General features: G+C 33.2%; 17 protein-coding genes and 1 riboswitch. Of the genes, 3 read left to right on the plus strand and 14 right to left on the minus strand.

Features of this window, described 5'->3' with window-relative positions; all coding sequences use genetic code 11:
* Window positions 1-97: 97 nt before the first annotated feature.
* From M4L39_RS03445 to cmk, 4 genes are all read right to left on the minus strand, one after another.
* Window positions 98-1096: an NAD(P)H-dependent glycerol-3-phosphate dehydrogenase gene (locus M4L39_RS03445; protein WP_277580765.1), complete on the minus strand. Its 999-nt coding sequence runs from the start codon at window positions 1094-1096 to the stop codon at window positions 98-100.
* An 18-nt stretch (window positions 1097-1114) separates the two neighbouring features.
* On the minus strand, window positions 1115-2425 hold the full coding sequence (der, locus tag M4L39_RS03450; protein ID WP_277580766.1) for a ribosome biogenesis GTPase Der: 1311 nt from the start codon (window positions 2423-2425) through the stop codon (window positions 1115-1117).
* A 188-nt stretch (window positions 2426-2613) separates the two neighbouring features.
* Window positions 2614-3795: a 30S ribosomal protein S1 gene (gene rpsA / locus M4L39_RS03455; protein WP_277580767.1), complete on the minus strand. Its 1182-nt coding sequence runs from the start codon at window positions 3793-3795 to the stop codon at window positions 2614-2616.
* A 307-nt stretch (window positions 3796-4102) separates the two neighbouring features.
* Window positions 4103-4762 carry a (d)CMP kinase gene (gene cmk, locus M4L39_RS03460; RefSeq protein WP_277580768.1) on the minus strand — a complete coding sequence of 220 codons (660 nt, stop codon included), beginning with the start codon at window positions 4760-4762 and terminating at the stop codon, window positions 4103-4105.
* A gap of 78 nt (window positions 4763-4840) precedes the next feature.
* On the opposite strand from cmk, the gene M4L39_RS03465 reads away from it, so the two are divergent.
* On the plus strand, window positions 4841-5815 hold the full coding sequence (locus tag M4L39_RS03465; protein ID WP_277580769.1) for an asparaginase: 975 nt from the start codon (window positions 4841-4843) through the stop codon (window positions 5813-5815).
* Between the two features lie 109 nt (window positions 5816-5924).
* Here M4L39_RS03465 and ypdA read toward each other — a convergent pair whose 3' ends face one another.
* From ypdA to M4L39_RS03485, 4 genes are all read right to left on the minus strand, one after another.
* Window positions 5925-6911, minus strand: a complete 987-nt coding sequence (ypdA, locus tag M4L39_RS03470; RefSeq protein ID WP_277580770.1) for a bacillithiol disulfide reductase YpdA — start codon at window positions 6909-6911, stop codon at window positions 5925-5927.
* Between the two features lie 196 nt (window positions 6912-7107).
* Window positions 7108-8994, minus strand: a complete 1887-nt coding sequence (locus M4L39_RS03475; RefSeq protein WP_277580771.1) for a LysM peptidoglycan-binding domain-containing protein — start codon at window positions 8992-8994, stop codon at window positions 7108-7110.
* Window positions 8995-9142: 148 nt separating this feature from the next.
* The gene (locus tag M4L39_RS03480; RefSeq protein WP_277580772.1) at window positions 9143-10522 is read right to left on the minus strand and encodes a RecQ family ATP-dependent DNA helicase; all 1380 of its coding nucleotides are present in this window, start codon (window positions 10520-10522) and stop codon (window positions 9143-9145) included.
* A complete protein-coding gene (locus M4L39_RS03485) occupies window positions 10509-11474 on the minus strand; it encodes a helix-turn-helix domain-containing protein (RefSeq protein ID WP_277580773.1) in 966 nt (321 codons plus the stop codon). The genes M4L39_RS03480 and M4L39_RS03485 overlap by 14 nt, the downstream gene beginning before the upstream one ends.
* 109 nt (window positions 11475-11583) lie before the next feature.
* Between M4L39_RS03485 and M4L39_RS03490 the strand changes: the two genes are divergently transcribed.
* Window positions 11584-11832 carry a ferredoxin gene (locus tag M4L39_RS03490; RefSeq protein ID WP_002507556.1) on the plus strand — a complete coding sequence of 83 codons (249 nt, stop codon included), beginning with the start codon at window positions 11584-11586 and terminating at the stop codon, window positions 11830-11832.
* Between the two features lie 268 nt (window positions 11833-12100).
* Here M4L39_RS03490 and M4L39_RS03495 read toward each other — a convergent pair whose 3' ends face one another.
* The 6 genes from M4L39_RS03495 to M4L39_RS03520 form a co-directional block, all read right to left on the minus strand.
* The gene (locus M4L39_RS03495) at window positions 12101-12646 is read right to left on the minus strand and encodes an ECF transporter S component (RefSeq protein ID WP_277580774.1); all 546 of its coding nucleotides are present in this window, start codon (window positions 12644-12646) and stop codon (window positions 12101-12103) included.
* Between the two features lie 65 nt (window positions 12647-12711).
* A riboswitch (FMN riboswitch) is annotated at window positions 12712-12847 on the minus strand.
* A 184-nt stretch (window positions 12848-13031) separates the two neighbouring features.
* Complete coding sequence (locus M4L39_RS03500) at window positions 13032-14807, minus strand: ATP-binding protein (protein ID WP_277580986.1); 1776 nt, start codon at window positions 14805-14807, stop codon at window positions 13032-13034.
* The gene (locus M4L39_RS03505) at window positions 14791-15516 is read right to left on the minus strand and encodes a response regulator (protein WP_277580775.1); all 726 of its coding nucleotides are present in this window, start codon (window positions 15514-15516) and stop codon (window positions 14791-14793) included. Before M4L39_RS03505 ends, M4L39_RS03500 begins: the two co-directional genes overlap by 17 nt.
* A 133-nt stretch (window positions 15517-15649) precedes the next feature.
* Window positions 15650-16387, minus strand: a complete 738-nt coding sequence (locus tag M4L39_RS03510; protein ID WP_277580776.1) for a pseudouridine synthase — start codon at window positions 16385-16387, stop codon at window positions 15650-15652.
* On the minus strand, window positions 16380-16922 hold the full coding sequence (gene scpB / locus M4L39_RS03515; RefSeq protein WP_277580987.1) for an SMC-Scp complex subunit ScpB: 543 nt from the start codon (window positions 16920-16922) through the stop codon (window positions 16380-16382). Before scpB ends, M4L39_RS03510 begins: the two co-directional genes overlap by 8 nt.
* The gene (locus M4L39_RS03520; RefSeq protein WP_277580777.1) at window positions 16912-17646 is read right to left on the minus strand and encodes a segregation and condensation protein A; all 735 of its coding nucleotides are present in this window, start codon (window positions 17644-17646) and stop codon (window positions 16912-16914) included. The genes scpB and M4L39_RS03520 overlap by 11 nt, the downstream gene beginning before the upstream one ends.
* Window positions 17647-17739: 93 nt before the next feature.
* Here M4L39_RS03520 and M4L39_RS03525 point away from each other — a divergent pair, with 93 nt between their 5' ends.
* Entirely contained in the window at window positions 17740-18243 is a 504-nt protein-coding gene (locus M4L39_RS03525; protein ID WP_277580778.1) for a DUF309 domain-containing protein, read from the plus strand.
* The last annotated feature ends 63 nt before the right edge of the window (window positions 18244-18306 follow it).

Genomic DNA, 18306 nt, shown 5'->3' on the forward strand with positions numbered 1-18306 from the left:
ACTGCAACTGCAATGATTTATGCGCAGAAAACGTTGAAATAATAGGATTTTAACAACAAATTGCTATATATTTGTTAAAAAGTGTAATAATGCTTATCTATTCTGATTTTTTGCCACGACCCATAAGATCCCTAACACTCTCATCTACAGGTCTATTTTCAAATAAAACGCTATAAAGTGCATTAGTTATTGGCATTTCAACATTTTGCGCTTTTGCTAAATGATAAACTGATTTTGTGGTATATACACCTTCGACAACCATATCCATTTCATCTAACGCTTTGTCTAATGATTTTCCTTCACCTAATTTAAATCCTAAAGTGTAGTTTCTAGAATGCGTAGATGTACATGTGACGATTAAGTCGCCAATGCCTCCTAAACCTAAGAAAGTTATAGGGTCAGCACCTAGTTTTTCACCTAAACGGCTAATTTCAGCTAAACCTCTCGTCATGAGTGCTGCTTTAGCATTGTCGCCGAAGCCCATACCTGAGATTACACCACTTGCTACAGCGATGATATTTTTTAATGCGCCACCTAATTCAACGCCTATAAGATCGTCATTTGTGTAGACACGTAAGTAATCATTCATGAATAAGTCTTGTGTTAATTTACTTACTTCGGGTGACTTGGAAGATGCAGCAACTGTCGTTGGTTGTTTGATGACAACTTCTTCTGCATGACTTGGTCCTGATAATACACCGATACCTGCATTATGTTCTGCTGAAATAGAATCCTCTAACATTTCAGAAACACGTTTATAAGTATCATTTTCTATTCCTTTTGCTACATGTATAAATGTTTTTGGAGCTAATAAAAGTGAATCAATTTCGCTTGCTACTGCTCTCATTGCTTTTGTAGGCAATGCCATTAAAAAGACTTCAGAAAAATCTATAGCAGCTTTAATATCTAATGTTGCTTTTATTGAGTCATTGATCTTAGCTGTTTTTAGATATTTACTATTGATATGTTGTTCATTAATTTCATTAATTGTTTGTTCATTTTTGCCCCACATCAATACTTGGTGTCCATTTTCAGCTAAAACATTTGCTAAAGCTGTACCGAAACTTCCTGTACCAAAGACTGTTACTTTAGACATGAATATCTCCTCCGATAATTAATTTCTCTTTCTAGGTATAATATGCACGGGCGTGCCTTCAAAACCAAATGCTGCTCTGATTTGATTTTCCAAATAACGTTTATAAGAAAAGTGCATTAATTCTACATCATTTACAAATACGATAAAGGTTGGTGGTTCAATTGCTACCTGCGTAGTATAGAATACGTTCAATCTACGACCTTTATCAGTCGGAGTTGGGTTCATAGAAATAGCGTCGGTAATTACTTCATTTAAAGTTGAACTCTTAACGCGTTTTTTATGGTTTTCACTGGCTTGTGTAATATATGGGAATAACGTTCTAAGTCGTTGACTTTCTTTTGCAGAAACAAAGGCAACTTCAGCGTAATCTAAGAATTGGAATTCTTTACGAACTTCATCTTTGAATTTTTTCATAGTATTAGTTTCTTTATCAACTGTATCCCATTTGTTTACCACGATTACAATTGCTTTACCTTCTTCATGAGCATACCCTGCCACGCGTTTATCTTGTTCGATGATACCTTGCTCAGCATCAATAACAATTAAAATAACGTTTGAACGTTCTATTGCTTTAAGGGCACGTAATACAGAATATTTTTCTGTATTTTCATATACTTTCCCTTTTTTACGCATACCTGCTGTATCGATTAAGACATAGTCCTGATCGTCATAAGTATATTCAGTATCGACTGCATCACGTGTTGTTCCTGCTACGTTAGAAACGATAACACGTTCTTCACCTAGTATTGCATTAACTAAGCTAGATTTACCAACATTTGGACGTCCGATAATTGATAAACGAATTGTGTCATCATCATATGGATCAGGTTCTTCTTCTTTAAAGTGTTTTACAACTTCATCTAAAAGATCACCTAGTCCTAAACCATGCGAACCAGAAATCGGATAAGGGTCGCCAAAACCAAGAGCATAGAAATCATAGATTTCATTTCTCATTTCTGGATTATCCACTTTATTTACTGCTAAAACAACAGGTTTTTTTGATTTATATAACATTTGAGCTACAACTTGGTCACTTTGTGTTAAACCTTCTCGTACATTGACCATAAAAATAATGACATCAGATTCATCAATTGCAATTTCTGCTTGTGCTCTGATTTGTGTTTGGAATGGCGCGTCACCAATTTCAATACCACCTGTATCGATGACGTTAAAATCATGTGTTAACCATTCGCCTGATGAATAAATTCTGTCTCGAGTCACACCGGGTGTATCTTCTACGATAGATACACGTTCACCTACGACTCTATTGAAAATTGTAGATTTGCCTACATTTGGCCTGCCTACAATTGCTACTATAGGTTTAGTCATAACTAACTTCCTCTCTTTTTTAATCTCTATAATTCTATCATAAGGGGTAAACAAATCAAAAGAAATATTTAATCTGTACTAATATTATTAGGTTAGTTTAAAAAAATGATTTTAGAGATTACATAAAAATAAATCTTGTCCTAAATAGATGTTAGGACAAGATTTAAAATTAGTGTTAAATTTATACGTTAAAACTTGAAGTCTTTTAATTTATCTCCGAAAACATCACCTAAAGTAGGATTGTCATCATCGTCAGAACCACTTTCTAAGTAAGATTTCGTAGTGGCACTGTCACTTTCGACGACATTTTCTGAAGGTAACGTTGCTTTAATAGATAATGAAATGCGTTCTTTTTCTACGTCGACACCTAGTACTTTGACGCCTACTACTTCTCCAGGTTCTAATACTTCGCTTGGTGAAGCGATGTGAGTATGTCTTATTTCAGAAATGTGTACTAAACCTTGAACGCCTGGTTTGATTTCAACAAAGGCACCGAAGTTAGTTAGTCTAACAACTGTTCCTTCGATGACATCACCTTCGTTAAACTCACCTTTTATTGATTCAAATGGGCTTGGTAAAGTATCTTTAATTGATAATGAAATACGTTCCGAATCTCTATCAACTGATTTTACTTTTACATTAACTGTATCCCCAATAGATACTACGTCTTCTGGAGATTTAACGTGTTCATGCGATAATTCAGAAACGTGAACAAGTCCGTCTACGCCACCGATATCTACAAAAGCACCAAAGTTAGTTAAGCGTGCAACTTTACCTTCGATAATATCGCCTTCATTAAGCGAACTTAATAAATCGTCTTTTTTCTCTGCATTTTCTAATGCCTCTACAGCTTTACGACTAAGAATGACACGATTATTAGCTGGATCTAGTTCTTCTACTTTTAGTTTAAGAACTTGTCCTTCGAAATCAGAGAAATCTTCAATGAAGTCTGTTGAAATTAATGAAGCTGGAACAAACCCTCTTTGACCAACATCGACAACTAAACCACCTTTTACTACTTCAGTGACTTTAGCTTCAATAGTTTTATTGTTGTCTAATTGTTCTTGTAAAAATTCATATGATTTTTCTGTTTCAAGTTGACGTTTAGAAAGAATATAAGCACCTGTCTCATTTTCTTCATCGTACTCTACTTTTGTAACATATGCACCAATTTCATCACCAACTTTGACAGCATCACCTGGATTGTCTATATGATGCGTAGAAAGTTGACTAATAGGGATGATACCATTAAATTTAGCACCATTAACGTTCACAATCACTTGTTTTTCATCAATTTCTTGAATCTCACCAGTAACTGTATCCCCTTCTTTAATTTCTTTGATCATTGATTCGTTGAATTCTTCAGTCATCTTGTCTGCCTCCTTATTACACTACATAATTATAACATCTTATAAACTGACAGAATTGTCAAGAAATTCCTCTTTATTATAGGAATTCAAATTCTATTTGTTAAAAAGTTGTAAAATCAGGGTTTCTAGTTAACTAAAGCTTTGAAATTTTCACCTAAAATTTACATTTATTTATATATATGCAGATCTAATTGATATAAAAATGTACTTTATTTATATACCCTATATTAGTTATTATATAACCTTTTTACACAATTTAAAAAGAAACGGCATTATAATACGCTGTATTTATAAAAAAACTATTATTTTATTTGATTTCAGTAACTAATGACAAAATTTCCTCAGTTACTTTTTCAATACTTTTACCTGTAGTATCTACTGTAATTGCATCCTCTGCTTTTTTTAAAGGTGAAATTTCACGCGTCATATCATAATTATCTCGCTCGGCAATTTCTTGTTTCAATTGTTCAACATTCGAGTCGATGCCTCTTTGTTCATTATCTTTTTGTCTACGCATTGCACGTTCTTCAACGGAAGCAATCATATAAACTTTTAAATCTGCATTTGGCAATACAACTGTCCCTATGTCTCTACCATCCATAACAATACCTTTTTTTGTTGCTAATTCTTGTTGCTTTTTAACTGCAAAGGTACGCACAGCTTCTTTAGATGCTACAAATGAAACATTGTTTGTTACGTCATTTTCTCTTAAAAAATCAGTAACATCACGGTTATCTAAAATGACTCTCTGACCTTTTTCTTCATCATATGTTAATGATAATTTAGATGAATCTATCAATTGTGACAAGTCCTCAGTCTTATTTTGTTGTAAATATTTATAAGTTATAGCTCGGTACATTGCGCCAGTGTCTACATAAATCATTGAGAGTTGTGCAGCAACGCGTTTAGCTATTGTACTTTTGCCTGCAGCAGCAGGTCCATCAAGTGCGATATTAATTAATTTCATTTTAGTAACCCTTCCTTGTTGTTTTATGTATAATATTTTATCATAAATATGTAAGTTATAAATAGGAGGAATGCCCATATGAAAAAACTTCTGCTCATACATACTGGTGGGACGATTAGCATGTCACAAGATGAAGCCAATAAAGTAGTAACAAATACAGACAATCCAATATCCAACCATCAAGATATTATTGGGAAATATGCGGATGTAACAGAAATTACACCGTTTAACGTTCCATCCCCACATATGAACATAGAATATGTAGAAACACTAAAGCATATTATTGAAGATGCTATTAGAAATGGAGATTATGATGGGTTTGTTATTACACATGGTACCGATACATTAGAAGAAACAGCATATTTACTAGATCTTACTATAAATGTTTCAAAACCGATAACAATTACGGGCGCCATGCGTTCTTCAAATGAAATTGGTTCAGATGGTTTATACAATTTCATCTCAGCTATTAGAGTAGCTTCAAGTGATAATGCAAGAGATATGGGAGTTATGGTTGTTTTTAATGATGAAATTCATACTGCGCGAAATGTGACTAAAACGCATACCTCCAATACGAATACATTTCAGAGTCCTAATCATGGACCATTGGGCGTAGTGACAAAAAATAGTGTTCAATTTCACCATAAACCATATGAACATATAATTTTAAATGATATTAACCACGACTTAGATATTCCATTAGTGAAAGCTTATATGGGTATGAATAGCGATGTATTAAACTTTTATAGCAAACATCAAGTTGACGGCATTATTATCGAAGGACTAGGCCAAGGTAATCTACCACCTACTTGTTTAGAAGGCCTAGATAAGTGTTTGGATAAATCGATTCCTATTGTACTTGTCTCACGCTCATTTAATGGCATTGTTGGTCCTATTTATGCCTATGAAGGAGGCGGTGCTACCCTAGTTGAAAGAGGTGTTGTTTTTTCAAACGGGTTAAACGGCCCCAAAGCACGACTCAAACTGTTAGTAGGCTTAAGTAATCAATTAAACTCTAAGCAGTTAAAAAAATATTTTGAATCACAGTTATAATAATTTTCGAAAATTAAATGCTTTTATTATGTGGAATTTATGACTAGTATTATAACAAACTAGAGGCTGAGATATATATTGATATCTCAGCCTCTAGTTTGTTATATTTTTAGGATTCAAGTGGTGTTTGTTTTTTAGATAAAATACTTTGAGTGATAATACCGCCGTGGTATTTGCCGTTTTCTATAAATATTGTATTTGCATCATTACCTGCTGCAATGACACCAGCAATATAGCAATTTTCAACATTCGTTTCATAAGTTTCTCTATTATAAACCGGCGCAGTACCAAACTCATTACTGTTGATATCTATACCGATGGATTGTAGGAAATCATAATCTGGATGATAGCCTATCATAGCGAAGACATAATCGTTAGCAATTTCAATTGTTTGATCTCCTTGCTCATAAAACACACTGTCTTCTGTTATTTTAGTAACATTTGAATTAAATGCCATGTTAATTTTTTCATGACGTACTAGAGATTCAAAGTTTGGTAGAATCCATGGTTTAATTGCTTTTGGATAATCTTCTCCACGATAAATAACTGTTACGTTTGCGCCAGCTTTTTCTAATTCTAGAGCAGCATCTACAGCAGAGTTTTTACCTCCGACAATTACAACGTTTTGATCAAAGTAAGGGTGTGCTTCTTTAAAATAATGCATTACTTTTGGAAGCTCAGCGCCATCCACTTCAAGATGATTATGATGACCATAATAACCAGTTGCTACAGTAAGGAATCTACATTGATAGACATCTTTAGTAGTTGTAATCGTAAAACGGTTATTAATTTTTTTTACTGTGAGGACTTCTTCAAAAGCATTAACTCGCAATTGATGATGCTTAACCACTGCTCTGTAATATACTAGAGCCTGATTTCTATGTGGTTTGCTTTCTTCAACAATAAACGGAATATCCCCGATACTTAATTTATCACTTGATGAAAAGAAAGTTTGATGCGTAGGGTAATTATAGATTGCATCTACAACATTCCCTTTTTCAATAACTAAAGTATCAATACCTTTTTTCTTTTGTTCAATAGCAGCACTTAATCCGCAAGGACCGCCACCAATAATTATACTTTCAACTGTTTGCATAGTTTATTTGTCCTCCTTATACCACCCATATATTATACCAGTAGTTTAGAAAAAACCAAATGATAGAAATCGAATATTTTAGCACAAAATAGACTGACGCTATATGAATCATAAAATTGTAATACAAAAAAACGACCAAACTCACTAATTTAAGGAGTCTGATCGTCTAATTAAGTTTCACTTATCAGGTGATGAACTATTGTGGAATAACAAGGCGTTGTCCATTATGGATTTCATTACCTTGTAGATTATTTGCTTGTCTTATTTTTTCGACATTTTCTGGTGAACCACTACCATAATATTGAATAGCAATTCTGTATAAGTTTTGACCATTAACTACATGCGATTGTTGTCCAGAGTTACTATTTGCTTGTTCGCTATCTTGGTTGTTAGTTGTTTGTGATTGGTCTGAAGATGAATTGCTTTGAGCGTTAGATTGATCACTTTGTTGATCTTGACCGCTTTGACTGTTTTGTTCGCTTTGACCTTGACTATTTTGCGTACTATTTGTTGCATCTTGTGAACTATTGCTAGCTGCACCAGAATTAGCATCACTATTTGCTTGATCAGAATTAGCATCACTATTTGCTTGATCAGAATTAGCATCACTATTTGCTTGATTAGAACTAGCGTCACTGTTTGCTTGGTCAGAGTTTTCGCTATCAGAATTAGCAGAATCTGAACTACTATTGCTGTCTTCTGAGTTTGCAGATGAGTTGTCTTTATCTTCATCTTTATTGGCTTTATCATCTTCTGATTTTTTATCTTCGTCTTTATCTTTTTCAGAATCAGATTTACTATCTTTATTATCAGCTACTTTTTTGTCATCGCTATTTTTGTCATCACCGTCATCGCCAGTTAAAGCCATACCGCCGAAAATAGCAATTGCAGCTAATATTAATATCGCAGCTAATATTGGTAATAATTTACCTAATAAACCGCCTTTTTTCTTTTTCTTATTATCATCGTCATTGTTATCGCCGTTATTACCGTCGCCGCCATTACCATTACCGCCGTTGCCATTTCCACCGCCAGCTTTAGAATGTGCAGTGGCAGCGCCTGTTCCGGCAGCTGCTGCGCCACCAGCTACAGCAGCACCTTTTTTCTTAGAACCATTCTTTTCTTTGCTCTTTTCATTTTTTTCTTTATCTTGTGTTTCGTTTTCGCTGTGATTATCTTTATTATCTTTGTTGCCTTTATGTTTGCCAGCAGCATAAGCACCTGCGCCAGTAGCAGCAGCGGCACCACCAGCTACGGCAGCGCCTTTTTTCTTAGAACCTTTTTTATCTTGCTCTTCTTTATCAAGTTCACTTTTATTTTGATCTGATTCTTTATTGTCATTCTCTTGGCTGTTATCTTGCTTATGTTCATCTTTATTATCACTATGCTTGCCAGCAGCATAAGCACCTGCACCAGTAGCGGCAGCGGCACCTCCAGTTACAGCAGCGCCTTTTTTCTTAGAACTATTGTTATCATTTTCAGAATGCGGAGCATCATCTGATTTGTCTACTTGTTCGTTATCTGAGTTGTTGATATTTTGTTCATTATCATTTAAGTCATTTTGTGAATCTTTATTATCATTGTGCTTGCTAGTAGCATATGCACCTGCACCAGTTGCAGCAGCACCACCAGCTACAGCAGCGCCTTTCTTATTAGATCCACTATCTTTTTGCGATTCAATGTTTTCATTAGAATCATTTTGGTCTTCTTTTGTATTTTGATTATTTGTAGATCCATGGTTTAAATCATTGTTCTTCGAAGGATCTTTTGTTGTGTTATTATTATCAAAATCTGATTCTGATGAATTAGTATCTTGTGGTGATTGATTTTCGCCTTGAACATCATCGTTGCCTTGTTCAGACTCGTTGTTTGGATTTTGATTTGTTGCTGTATCACGTCTGCGCTGTCTTCTTTGAGCGTTTCTAGGAGGGAATTGTTCGTCTGATTTATCAGAAACTTCCTCTTTTACGTTGTCAACTGAATCGTTAACGGAATCCTTTGCATTGTCTTGATGTTCTTTTGGATCAATGGATTGACGATTTTTTTCAAAATCATCTTTAAAATTGTTGTTAGACAAATTCATCATCCTTCCTCGTTTTAATTTAAGTATATACTGTTATACCCTAAAAATAAGTAAATATGTATAACTTTTTATGCAAAAAATTACTATTAAACTAGTATATATGTAGCATTATAGCTTGTTTGAAAAAGTGAAGTAAAGTATTTGTCTATTATTTAAACAAATTTTGTATTTTTTCATTAAAATCCATTTTTCTTTTTACTTTTTTTCTATTAATTATATTAATTGCATTTAAATAAGAATCATTATCACAGCATTGTTCAGGCCTTTCACTTAATGTTTCACCAAAGAATTCCATCATATATGTGCGTCGGCATTGATCTAGATTTTTGTACCCCAGCATACGTATATAACCTTGACGTTTTCGTTGGTATGTCCTGTCGAATATCGTGCGCAGTTCAGTAAATGAGTAATAGCTATTTAGAATTTCAAGTATTTCTAATTTATCTGGAGTTACAAAGGCACCTATTTCAAAGGCGTCTACATCCTCAGTGGTCATCATATCCGTAAATAATAGCGTTTCTAGTAAAAAACTATCATCAGGTTGAAATAGACTAATTGCTTGACTGTTTGCCCCATCACGACCAGCACGTCCAATTTCTTGCATATAGTTGGATGGACTTGTCGATAAGTGAAAATGAAAAATCGTACGAATATCTTTTTTATTAATGCCCATCCCAAACGCACTGGTTGCCACAATGATCGGTATTTCATTGTTTAAAAATTGATGCTGAACTGTGTGTCGCTCTTGATAGGATAAATCTCCGTGATAAATTCCTGTTAAAAAACCATAGTTATATATTTCTTTTGCTAAAGTAAGGCATACTTTTTTAGAAGAAACATATATAATTGTAGGCCCTGAACTTTCTAATGCTGGAAGTAACCATTTTAATTTGGCTTCATCATCTGCGAAATTTTTATGAGTTAAAGAAATATTGTTTCTATTCATACTCGTTTTAATGACATGAAAAGCCTTTTTTAACATAGTATTTAAATCATAAGTTAAATAATTTGGCGCTGTTGCAGTCAGAGCAAGCACAGTTGCTGTCGAGAAACGCTCGATAATTTTACCTATAAGTGCATAATGAGGTCTGAAATCATATCCCCATTCTGATAAGCAATGTGCTTCATCTAATACAATCATCCCGATATTCAAATTCTTTATGAGTTTAAAATTTTGTGGTTGTAGTATAAATTCTGGACTTAAATAGATAAATCGACTTTTTGTCAGGGCTTCAATATTTCTTTTTCTCTCATTTTCATCCATACCTGAATGAATGCAACAAACATGATGTTCGCCATGTAGTTTGAGTTGCATGACTTGGTCATCCATCAAAGAAATGAGCGGTGAGATGATAAGTGTCGGTTGTTGACGTATATAAGTTGGTAATTGATAACAAAGGCTTTTACCACTTCCTGTAGGTAAAATACCTAGTGTATCTTCATGGTTCAGTACGCTTTCTATAATCTCTTGTTGACCAGGTTTAAAAGTCTCAAAGCCAAACCACTTTTTTAGCTCATGCTGTAACATTGATTTCACCCCTCTCTATTCCAACAATAATCAATTTTAATTCAAAATAGCTGAGGTCAGAAAATATTTCTTTATAATTGCGTAACCTTTCGCTACGATTTAAAATATAATAAGTTATGAATTCTAAATAAGTTGAATGCGTTAAAAAATCTTCATAATTTGATATGTAGCCTTTAATAAATAACTCTAAAATATGGTCTTCTATCGTATTAGGTTTAACGTTTTGCTGTGCTGCGAGTTGTTCGAAGTTTAACCCATTTTGTAAACCAACATAGGTTTGTTCTGTTTTATTTAATAATGATGGTAAAACAATAAGTTTGTTCAACAATGGATAGTTAGATTCGTTCTCAATCTCGTGCATTAATGTGACTAAATCTGTTAATTCTAATTCAAACAAACGTTCTTGCGGTATGTCCTCTATTAAACTGACTTGTTGTCGTGTATACATACTTTCTTCAAAACCTTGTAAATAATAGTGAATATAAATTGCATTATTTTTATTCAGCATAGATTGGAATAATGTCGAAAGTTCTTCAATGAATTGATCTTGTAAATGATTGTTGAAAATTTCCTTATATACAAATTTAACTTGTTGGTGTACAGTACTATGTTGAGTAACAGGTACGAATTGATAGACCTTATGCTGTGTATTAGATAGGGTCTGAGTTAATAATTGTATGGCTTTAAATGTGTTGGTTAAACTATCGAATGTATGTCGGGGATGATTAGCGATATTTTGATAGTTATTATTTGGATTATTCAATTGATTGAAATATCGCTCAAAGGACTGATATTTCAAGTTAGGCATGCTGTGATATAATGACAAGAGTTGTTGACTACAGGCGTCAAAAAAGGTTTGATGTGACTTTTTCCCTGTGATAATATTAAATATACTTTTTTCAGTTTTGTAATTGTGTGCATGTGTTTGTGCAAATTGGATTATATTATACATGTTTACTCCCTCATTCTATAAAACGAAAACATTTGAAAAATCTTAAAACAGTGACTACAATAATAATTGTGCTATTAGTGTAGCATTTTTGTCAAAGGAGGCGAAGAAATTGGCTAAATATACAATCGTTGATATGGATACATGCATTGCATGTGGTGCTTGTGGTGCCGCTGCCCCTGATATATATGACTATGATGATGAAGGTATTGCTTACGTGATACTAGATGACAACAAAGGTACAGCAGAGGTACCGGAAGAATTATATGAGGATATGGAAGATGCGTTAGATGGTTGCCCTACTGATTCAATTAAAATTGAAGAAGAATCATTTGATGGAGACGCATTAAAGTTTGAATAAAAGCAAGTTTGGTTCCATACAAATAAGTATGAGGTTTATACTTAATAATATATAATAAGCGTTTGCCTAGATAGATTGATTACTAACTATAATTGCTAATGGGCACGTTTAAGGTTAGCGTGTTCACATTGCATGGAACATGCTAATTTTTATGCCTAAGATATTAGTTAATTAAAATATAAAAACAGGGTGATTTCTGTATTGTTTCAATAGAAATCGCCCTGTTTTTATATTTATCTGAGTGTTAATCCCTCAGGTATTTTAAAATTTATTTTGGTAGTACATTTTTTAAACGTTTAAATAAAATAATGAATACTATAGAAATAATAGCGCCTTTAATAATGTTGAATGGAATAACGCCAGATACAATGACAATTTTAACGTTTTCTACAACATTAGATAAATTCATAATCATGCCATATAAAGGTAACAACACAAAGTAGTTTAAGATACTTAAAATAATTGTCATCACTATTGTTGCTACAGTAAGACCTATGATTTGTGATTTAAGGTTATATTTGTTTTTAGTGACATAATAAGCTGTTACTAAAAAACTAGATGCTGCTAAAAAGTTAGCAACTGGACCAACTGGATCTCCAAGATTGAATAAAAAGTTCAATAAATTTTTGATGAATTCTACAATGATACCAGCAATTGGACCGAGCGTGAATGTAGCTAATAATGCAGGGACATCACTAAAGTCTAAAGTTAAATAAGGCGGTAAAAATGGTATTGGAAATTTTATAAACATCAATATAAAAGAAACCGCACTTAACATGCTTATCGTAATAAGTTGTTTTGTTTGTTGTTGCATATTAAATTATCTCCTTCCATTCATCTTTCATCGAATAGGAGGATCTAACAGCACAACAAATAACCCTCCATCTTCTCCCATCCAGACTTTACTGTCGGCTCTAGATTTTCACTAGATCAGCCATTTATTTAAATGAAAATAAATGGGTCGCAGGCTTTGATTACTGCCGGTTGGGAATTGCACCCTACCCCGAAGATGAATATCTTAAATTTTATAAATATATCATAGCTTATTACTCAGGTAAAAACAATACAATTGCTCTAAATATGCTGAAAAGAGGTTAAAAGCCTCTGAATCATTAAAAATATACACCTTTCAGTAAATCCATAAGTCTTTATATTAATATTTGATGAGTTTAGTTGAAGTAGTAACACACAAGTGTTACCTATAATGTTTCATTATTTGCTAACTTTGGTAATTTGATAATAAAGGTTGTTCCCTTGCCTAGTTTACTTTTAACACCAATATTACCACCGTGTTCGTCTACAATCATGCGACATATAAATAAACCTAGGCCTGTACCCTGTTTGCCACGTTTACGAGAGGAATCAACTTTATAAAACCGTTCGAACACTTGTTGTAGATGCTCTGGTGCAATACCAGAACCTGTGTCTGTAATATATAATATATTTTCTGTCTTTGACTCTCCGTAACTAATAGTGATGGCATCTCCTGGTTCGGTATACCTTGTCGCATTGTCAATCAAATTAGTTAAGACTTGTTCAATTCGATCTAAGTCATAGTACCATAGCTGTTCATGCGTATTTGGATTTAAATTGATGCTTAAACCTAAGCTCTCTGCATGACTTTGATATTTTTGTTGCATTTTATTTAGTAATGTATCAATAGGCTGCACAGATTTTTCTACTGTTAGACCCTCAGCATCCATACGTGCAACACTGAGAAGCTCATTTACGAGTCGATTTAAGCGTTTTGTTTCATCCAGTACAATAGATAGTGATTCATGTATTTCATCGGGCTCTGTAACAATTCCATCCACAATAGACTCAGTATAACCTTGTAACAATGAAATAGGAGTACGTAATTCATGAGAAACGTTAGCAATAAAATCTTTTTTCATTTGGTCTATGTTATGTTCGTTTGTCATATCACGAATGATAGCTACGATACCACTACGACCATCTGGTTGAATTTGATCAATATAACTCGTTATTATTACTAAATAACGTGTATTTATTTCATATTCTTCAAATTGTGTTTGCTTATTTTTGAAAGTACGTTCATTTTGTTTATCAAGCTTTTTCAGTTCAGGTTCATCAAGTATTTGAAGTGTGTTTTGAGCCATTGTATTAGAAATAATAATTTCTTTTTTGTCATTATAACCCAATACACCTTCAATCATAGAATTGATTAAACTATCACGAATATTTTTAGAAGATGACAAGGCATCTATATGTTGTTGGATTTCAGAGCTCATCGTATTAAATGTACGAGATAATTCACCAATTTCATCACGCGTATTGACGGGTACGACTTGAGCATAATCCCCTTTTGAAACTTTCAAGGCTTGTGTTCGTAAATTTCGTAACGGTTTTGTTATACGAGATGATAAGAAAAAGGCAAAAACAGTAGTTATAGCTAAGAAGATAATAGCGATAATTAAGATTATAACAGTAATAACATTATTGGTTTCTTCAATTGTTTTTAAATCTTGATAAATAAATACGCCACTGTAGCTATTATTTTGATTATTATCTTGTTCAGTTAAATTTTTAGAAGGATAACCAATTAACACATAAGTTCGCTGTTGCCCATTAATTTTGACAGTAACGTGTTCTGAAATTTGTTTTCCTTTATCAAACACTTGATTATAATCTTTATTGTTTTTAATTTCTTTGAACATCTTGTCTTTGATTTTATCTTTATGTTGGCTCACCATATGTTTATCATTCATAATAATAAGTCCGTCTGGGTTTTCTATCAATTTACGACTATACTCAATAGCTGTAACTTTGTCATCTGCACTTTCCACCAATTGACTGATACGCTGCGCATCTTTGAGTAATGAATCTTCGGTTTCTTGCGTGAAATAGGACTGAATAAATGTTATTAATGCAGCACTAAGTAAAATTAAAACTGTCGTTACTATTAAAATAATAGTTAACCACAGTTTTATTACTACGTTATTTAGCCGATTCATCATTAGATTTAACCTCGAATTTATAACCGACGCCCCAAACAGTTTGAATCATTTGAGCTGCTGCATCAGATACTCGATTTAACTTTTCTCTTAAACGTTTAACGTGAGTATCTACAGTACGCAAGTCACCGTAGAATTCATAATGCCATACTTCTTTTAGAAGCTGTTCACGATCAAAGACTTTGTTAGGTGTTTTAGCTAGAAATATTAATAATTCATATTCTTTTGGTGTTAAATTAACTTGATTATCATCTGCTAATACTCTGTGTGCGTCGTTGTCAATGACAAGATGATTGAATTCAATTAAATCACGCGCATGAGGTTCACTTTGTTCTGTATGCGCCACTTGTGTACGTCTTAACAACGCTTTGACACGTAATACCACTTCACGAGGTGAAAATGGTTTCACGATATAATCGTCTGCACCAGATTCGAATCCTTCTACCCTATTTGTTTCTTCACCTTTAGCAGTTAACATAATAATTGGTGTTTCTTTGTGTTCTCTGAGTCGTGAAGCTACAGTGATGCCATCCATCTCTGGAAGCATAAGATCTAATAATATACATGAATAATCATGTTCCATCGCCATTTTATACGCTTCATTACCATCACTTGCTTCATGTATCTCAAAAGATTCTCTTTCAAGGTATAATTTTAATAATCTTCTGATTCGATCTTCATCATCTACGATAAGTATTTCATTTGACATACATATGTACCTCCCACACTGCTAACTTTCAATTTAATCACATTATATCATACGTTTAGCAGGAAAAGTGACTACGAAGAAAAAGCTTGTGAAACTTTTCTCATGATTTAAATCATGCTAAACGTAATAACAATTATTTACCATGTTCTGCAAGTTGGCGCATCACTTTTACTTCGTGAGGGGTTAAGACCCTGCCCTCACCTGCGTTAAGCCCTTTAAGGTTAAGCGGCCCAACTTCAATACGTTGTAATTTTGTAACTTCGTGACCAAAGTGTTCAAACATGCGGCGGACTTGTCGATTGCGTCCTTCTGTAATTGTAATTTCAACAAGCGTTGAATTTTTATCTTTATCTTGGTTCTTTACTTTTACAGTAGCTGGTTGTGTATGACCATCTTCTAGTTCGACACCATATTCTAAAGCTTTAACTTCTTCACGCATTAAATAGCCTTTTAATTTAACAACATATTTTTTCTTAATTTTATAACTCGGATGTGTCATTAAATTAGTGAATTCGCCGTCGTTAGTTAATAAAAGTAAACCTGACGTATCATAGTCTAAACGACCCACTGGATAAATTCTTGTTTTAATTTGTTTAAAGTAATCTGTAACCACTTTTCTACCTCTATCGTCAGATACACTAGTGATAACTTGTGCTGGTTTATAAAATAAAATATATAGTTTGTCTTGTTGTTCTAATTTAATACCCTCAACTTCAATCGTATCCGAAGGTTTAACTTTTGTACCTAACTCTGTTACAACTGAGCCATTGACTAAAACTTTGCCCTCTGTAATTAATGTTTCTGCTTTTCTACGTGACGTGTGACCGCTGTTTGCAATTCGTTTTTGTAATCTTTCTGTCTCTTTATTCATTATTTTCTCCTTTTTGATTTACTAAATTACTGAAGAAAGCTTCTATTTCTTCATCTTCCTCATCAGTGGTTGGTAAATCATCTAAATGTTCAATGCCAAATACGTTTAAAAATAGTTCAGTGGTATATAATTGTTGACTTCTGGAATCCGCTTCGTCTTTAGCTTCTATTAGCCCTCGAGCAATTAAGGTTTTAACAGCGCCGTCAGAATTTATACCTCTAATCATCTCGATATCGCTTCGTGATAAAGGTTGATTGTAGGCTATAATAGATAATGATTCCATTGCCGCCTGAGATAATTTCATTTTTGATTTTTGTTCTATTAACTTTTCAATATAATTTGCTGCATCTTTTTTTGTCGTAAGTACATAAGTTTGACCAAAGTGTTGAATTTCTAAGCCATCTGATGTGTATTCAGAAACAAGTAACGACAATTGTGTTTGGTCAATCTCTAAAATTTCGAGTAATTGTTTTTCATCTAAACCTTCGTCACCTGCTGTATAAAGTAATGCTTCTAGTATACCTTTATCGTTCAATGCCATAGTTTACCCCTCTTATAATATTGATATCGTCGAAATTTTTGAGTTGTTCTATATTTACAATGCCTGATTTAGACATTTCAAGTATTGCTAGAAAATGTGTGACTACCATTTCAACAGGTTCTGTAAAATTAAACAAACTGAAAAAATTAAACGAATCATGTTGTTGTAAACGCGCATTAACTTGAGAAGTTGCTTGTTGAATCGTAAATGTTTCTTTACGGATATCTACAGTTTTAGGCGTGTTGAATTCAACGCGATTTTTAACTTTTTGATAAGCGATGATTAATTCTGTTAAATCAATTGTATTATTTGAATCCCAAGTTTCATTAGATTCTAGGTGTGTTAAGTCGGTTGGGTGCTTTGAAAAATAATAAGCACGTTCAGATTTCTTTTCATTTAAAATCTCAGTATATTCTTTATAATTTTGATATTCAATTAATCGTCCCACTAAATCTTCACGTGGATCTTCTTCTAATTCGTCGACTTCTTCTGATTGAGGTAACAGCATTTTACTTTTAATCATAAGCAGTTCAGATGCCATAACCAAATATTCACTAGCAACATTAATCTCTAATTGATTCATCGCATGTATATATTGCATATATTGTTCTGTTAATTCTTTCATGGGAATATCATAAATATCAATTTCAATTTTTTGAATGAGATGCAATAATAAATCTAAGGGTCCATTAAAAGCATCTAGTTTTACTTCGTACATATTATCTACCTCATATAGCAAGTTAAGTGCGTATTTCACTAAAATATTATAGCATGTTTAATGAAAACATTTAAATTTGGAGCGGTTTTAATTATGGAAAATGCATTACAAGATTTTTATTATCAATTTCATACGAATCAGCATTACTTTTTGTGTCACGACATTTTAGAAGAAGCTTGGAAAGAAAACCCACAATTTAGTAAGGACGATGCGATTGTAAGTTTGATTTTGTTAGCAACAGGCTGCTATCATTATCGCAGACATAATCATGTTGGCGCTTTACGATCTTTTAAAAAAGCGTTAAACGTTATAGAAAAAAGTGAACAATCCATCGATTTAGGTATCTATACAGATGAATATAAAAAAATTATTATAGAATTAATTCAGTCTGTGGGTAATGCTAATCAATTTGTGCCAATTCAATTACCAATAACAAAAGAGATGGAATATGACATTTTCAAAAAATATCCTGATTTTGTCAGAACACCACATATGATAGAAGATAGTTATATTGTAAATCATCACTTAGAAAGAGATCGTTCAGAAGTTGACAAAGCGCGACAACAAGCACTCGATATACGCCGTGCTAAGAAATAATTAGCTTAAGTTAAATGAATAAAACAATTCATAATAAAATGACAGCGCAAACAAAAAAACACA

This window comes from Staphylococcus equorum (genome assembly GCF_029531845.1).
Lineage (GTDB): Bacteria > Bacillota > Bacilli > Staphylococcales > Staphylococcaceae > Staphylococcus > Staphylococcus equorum_C.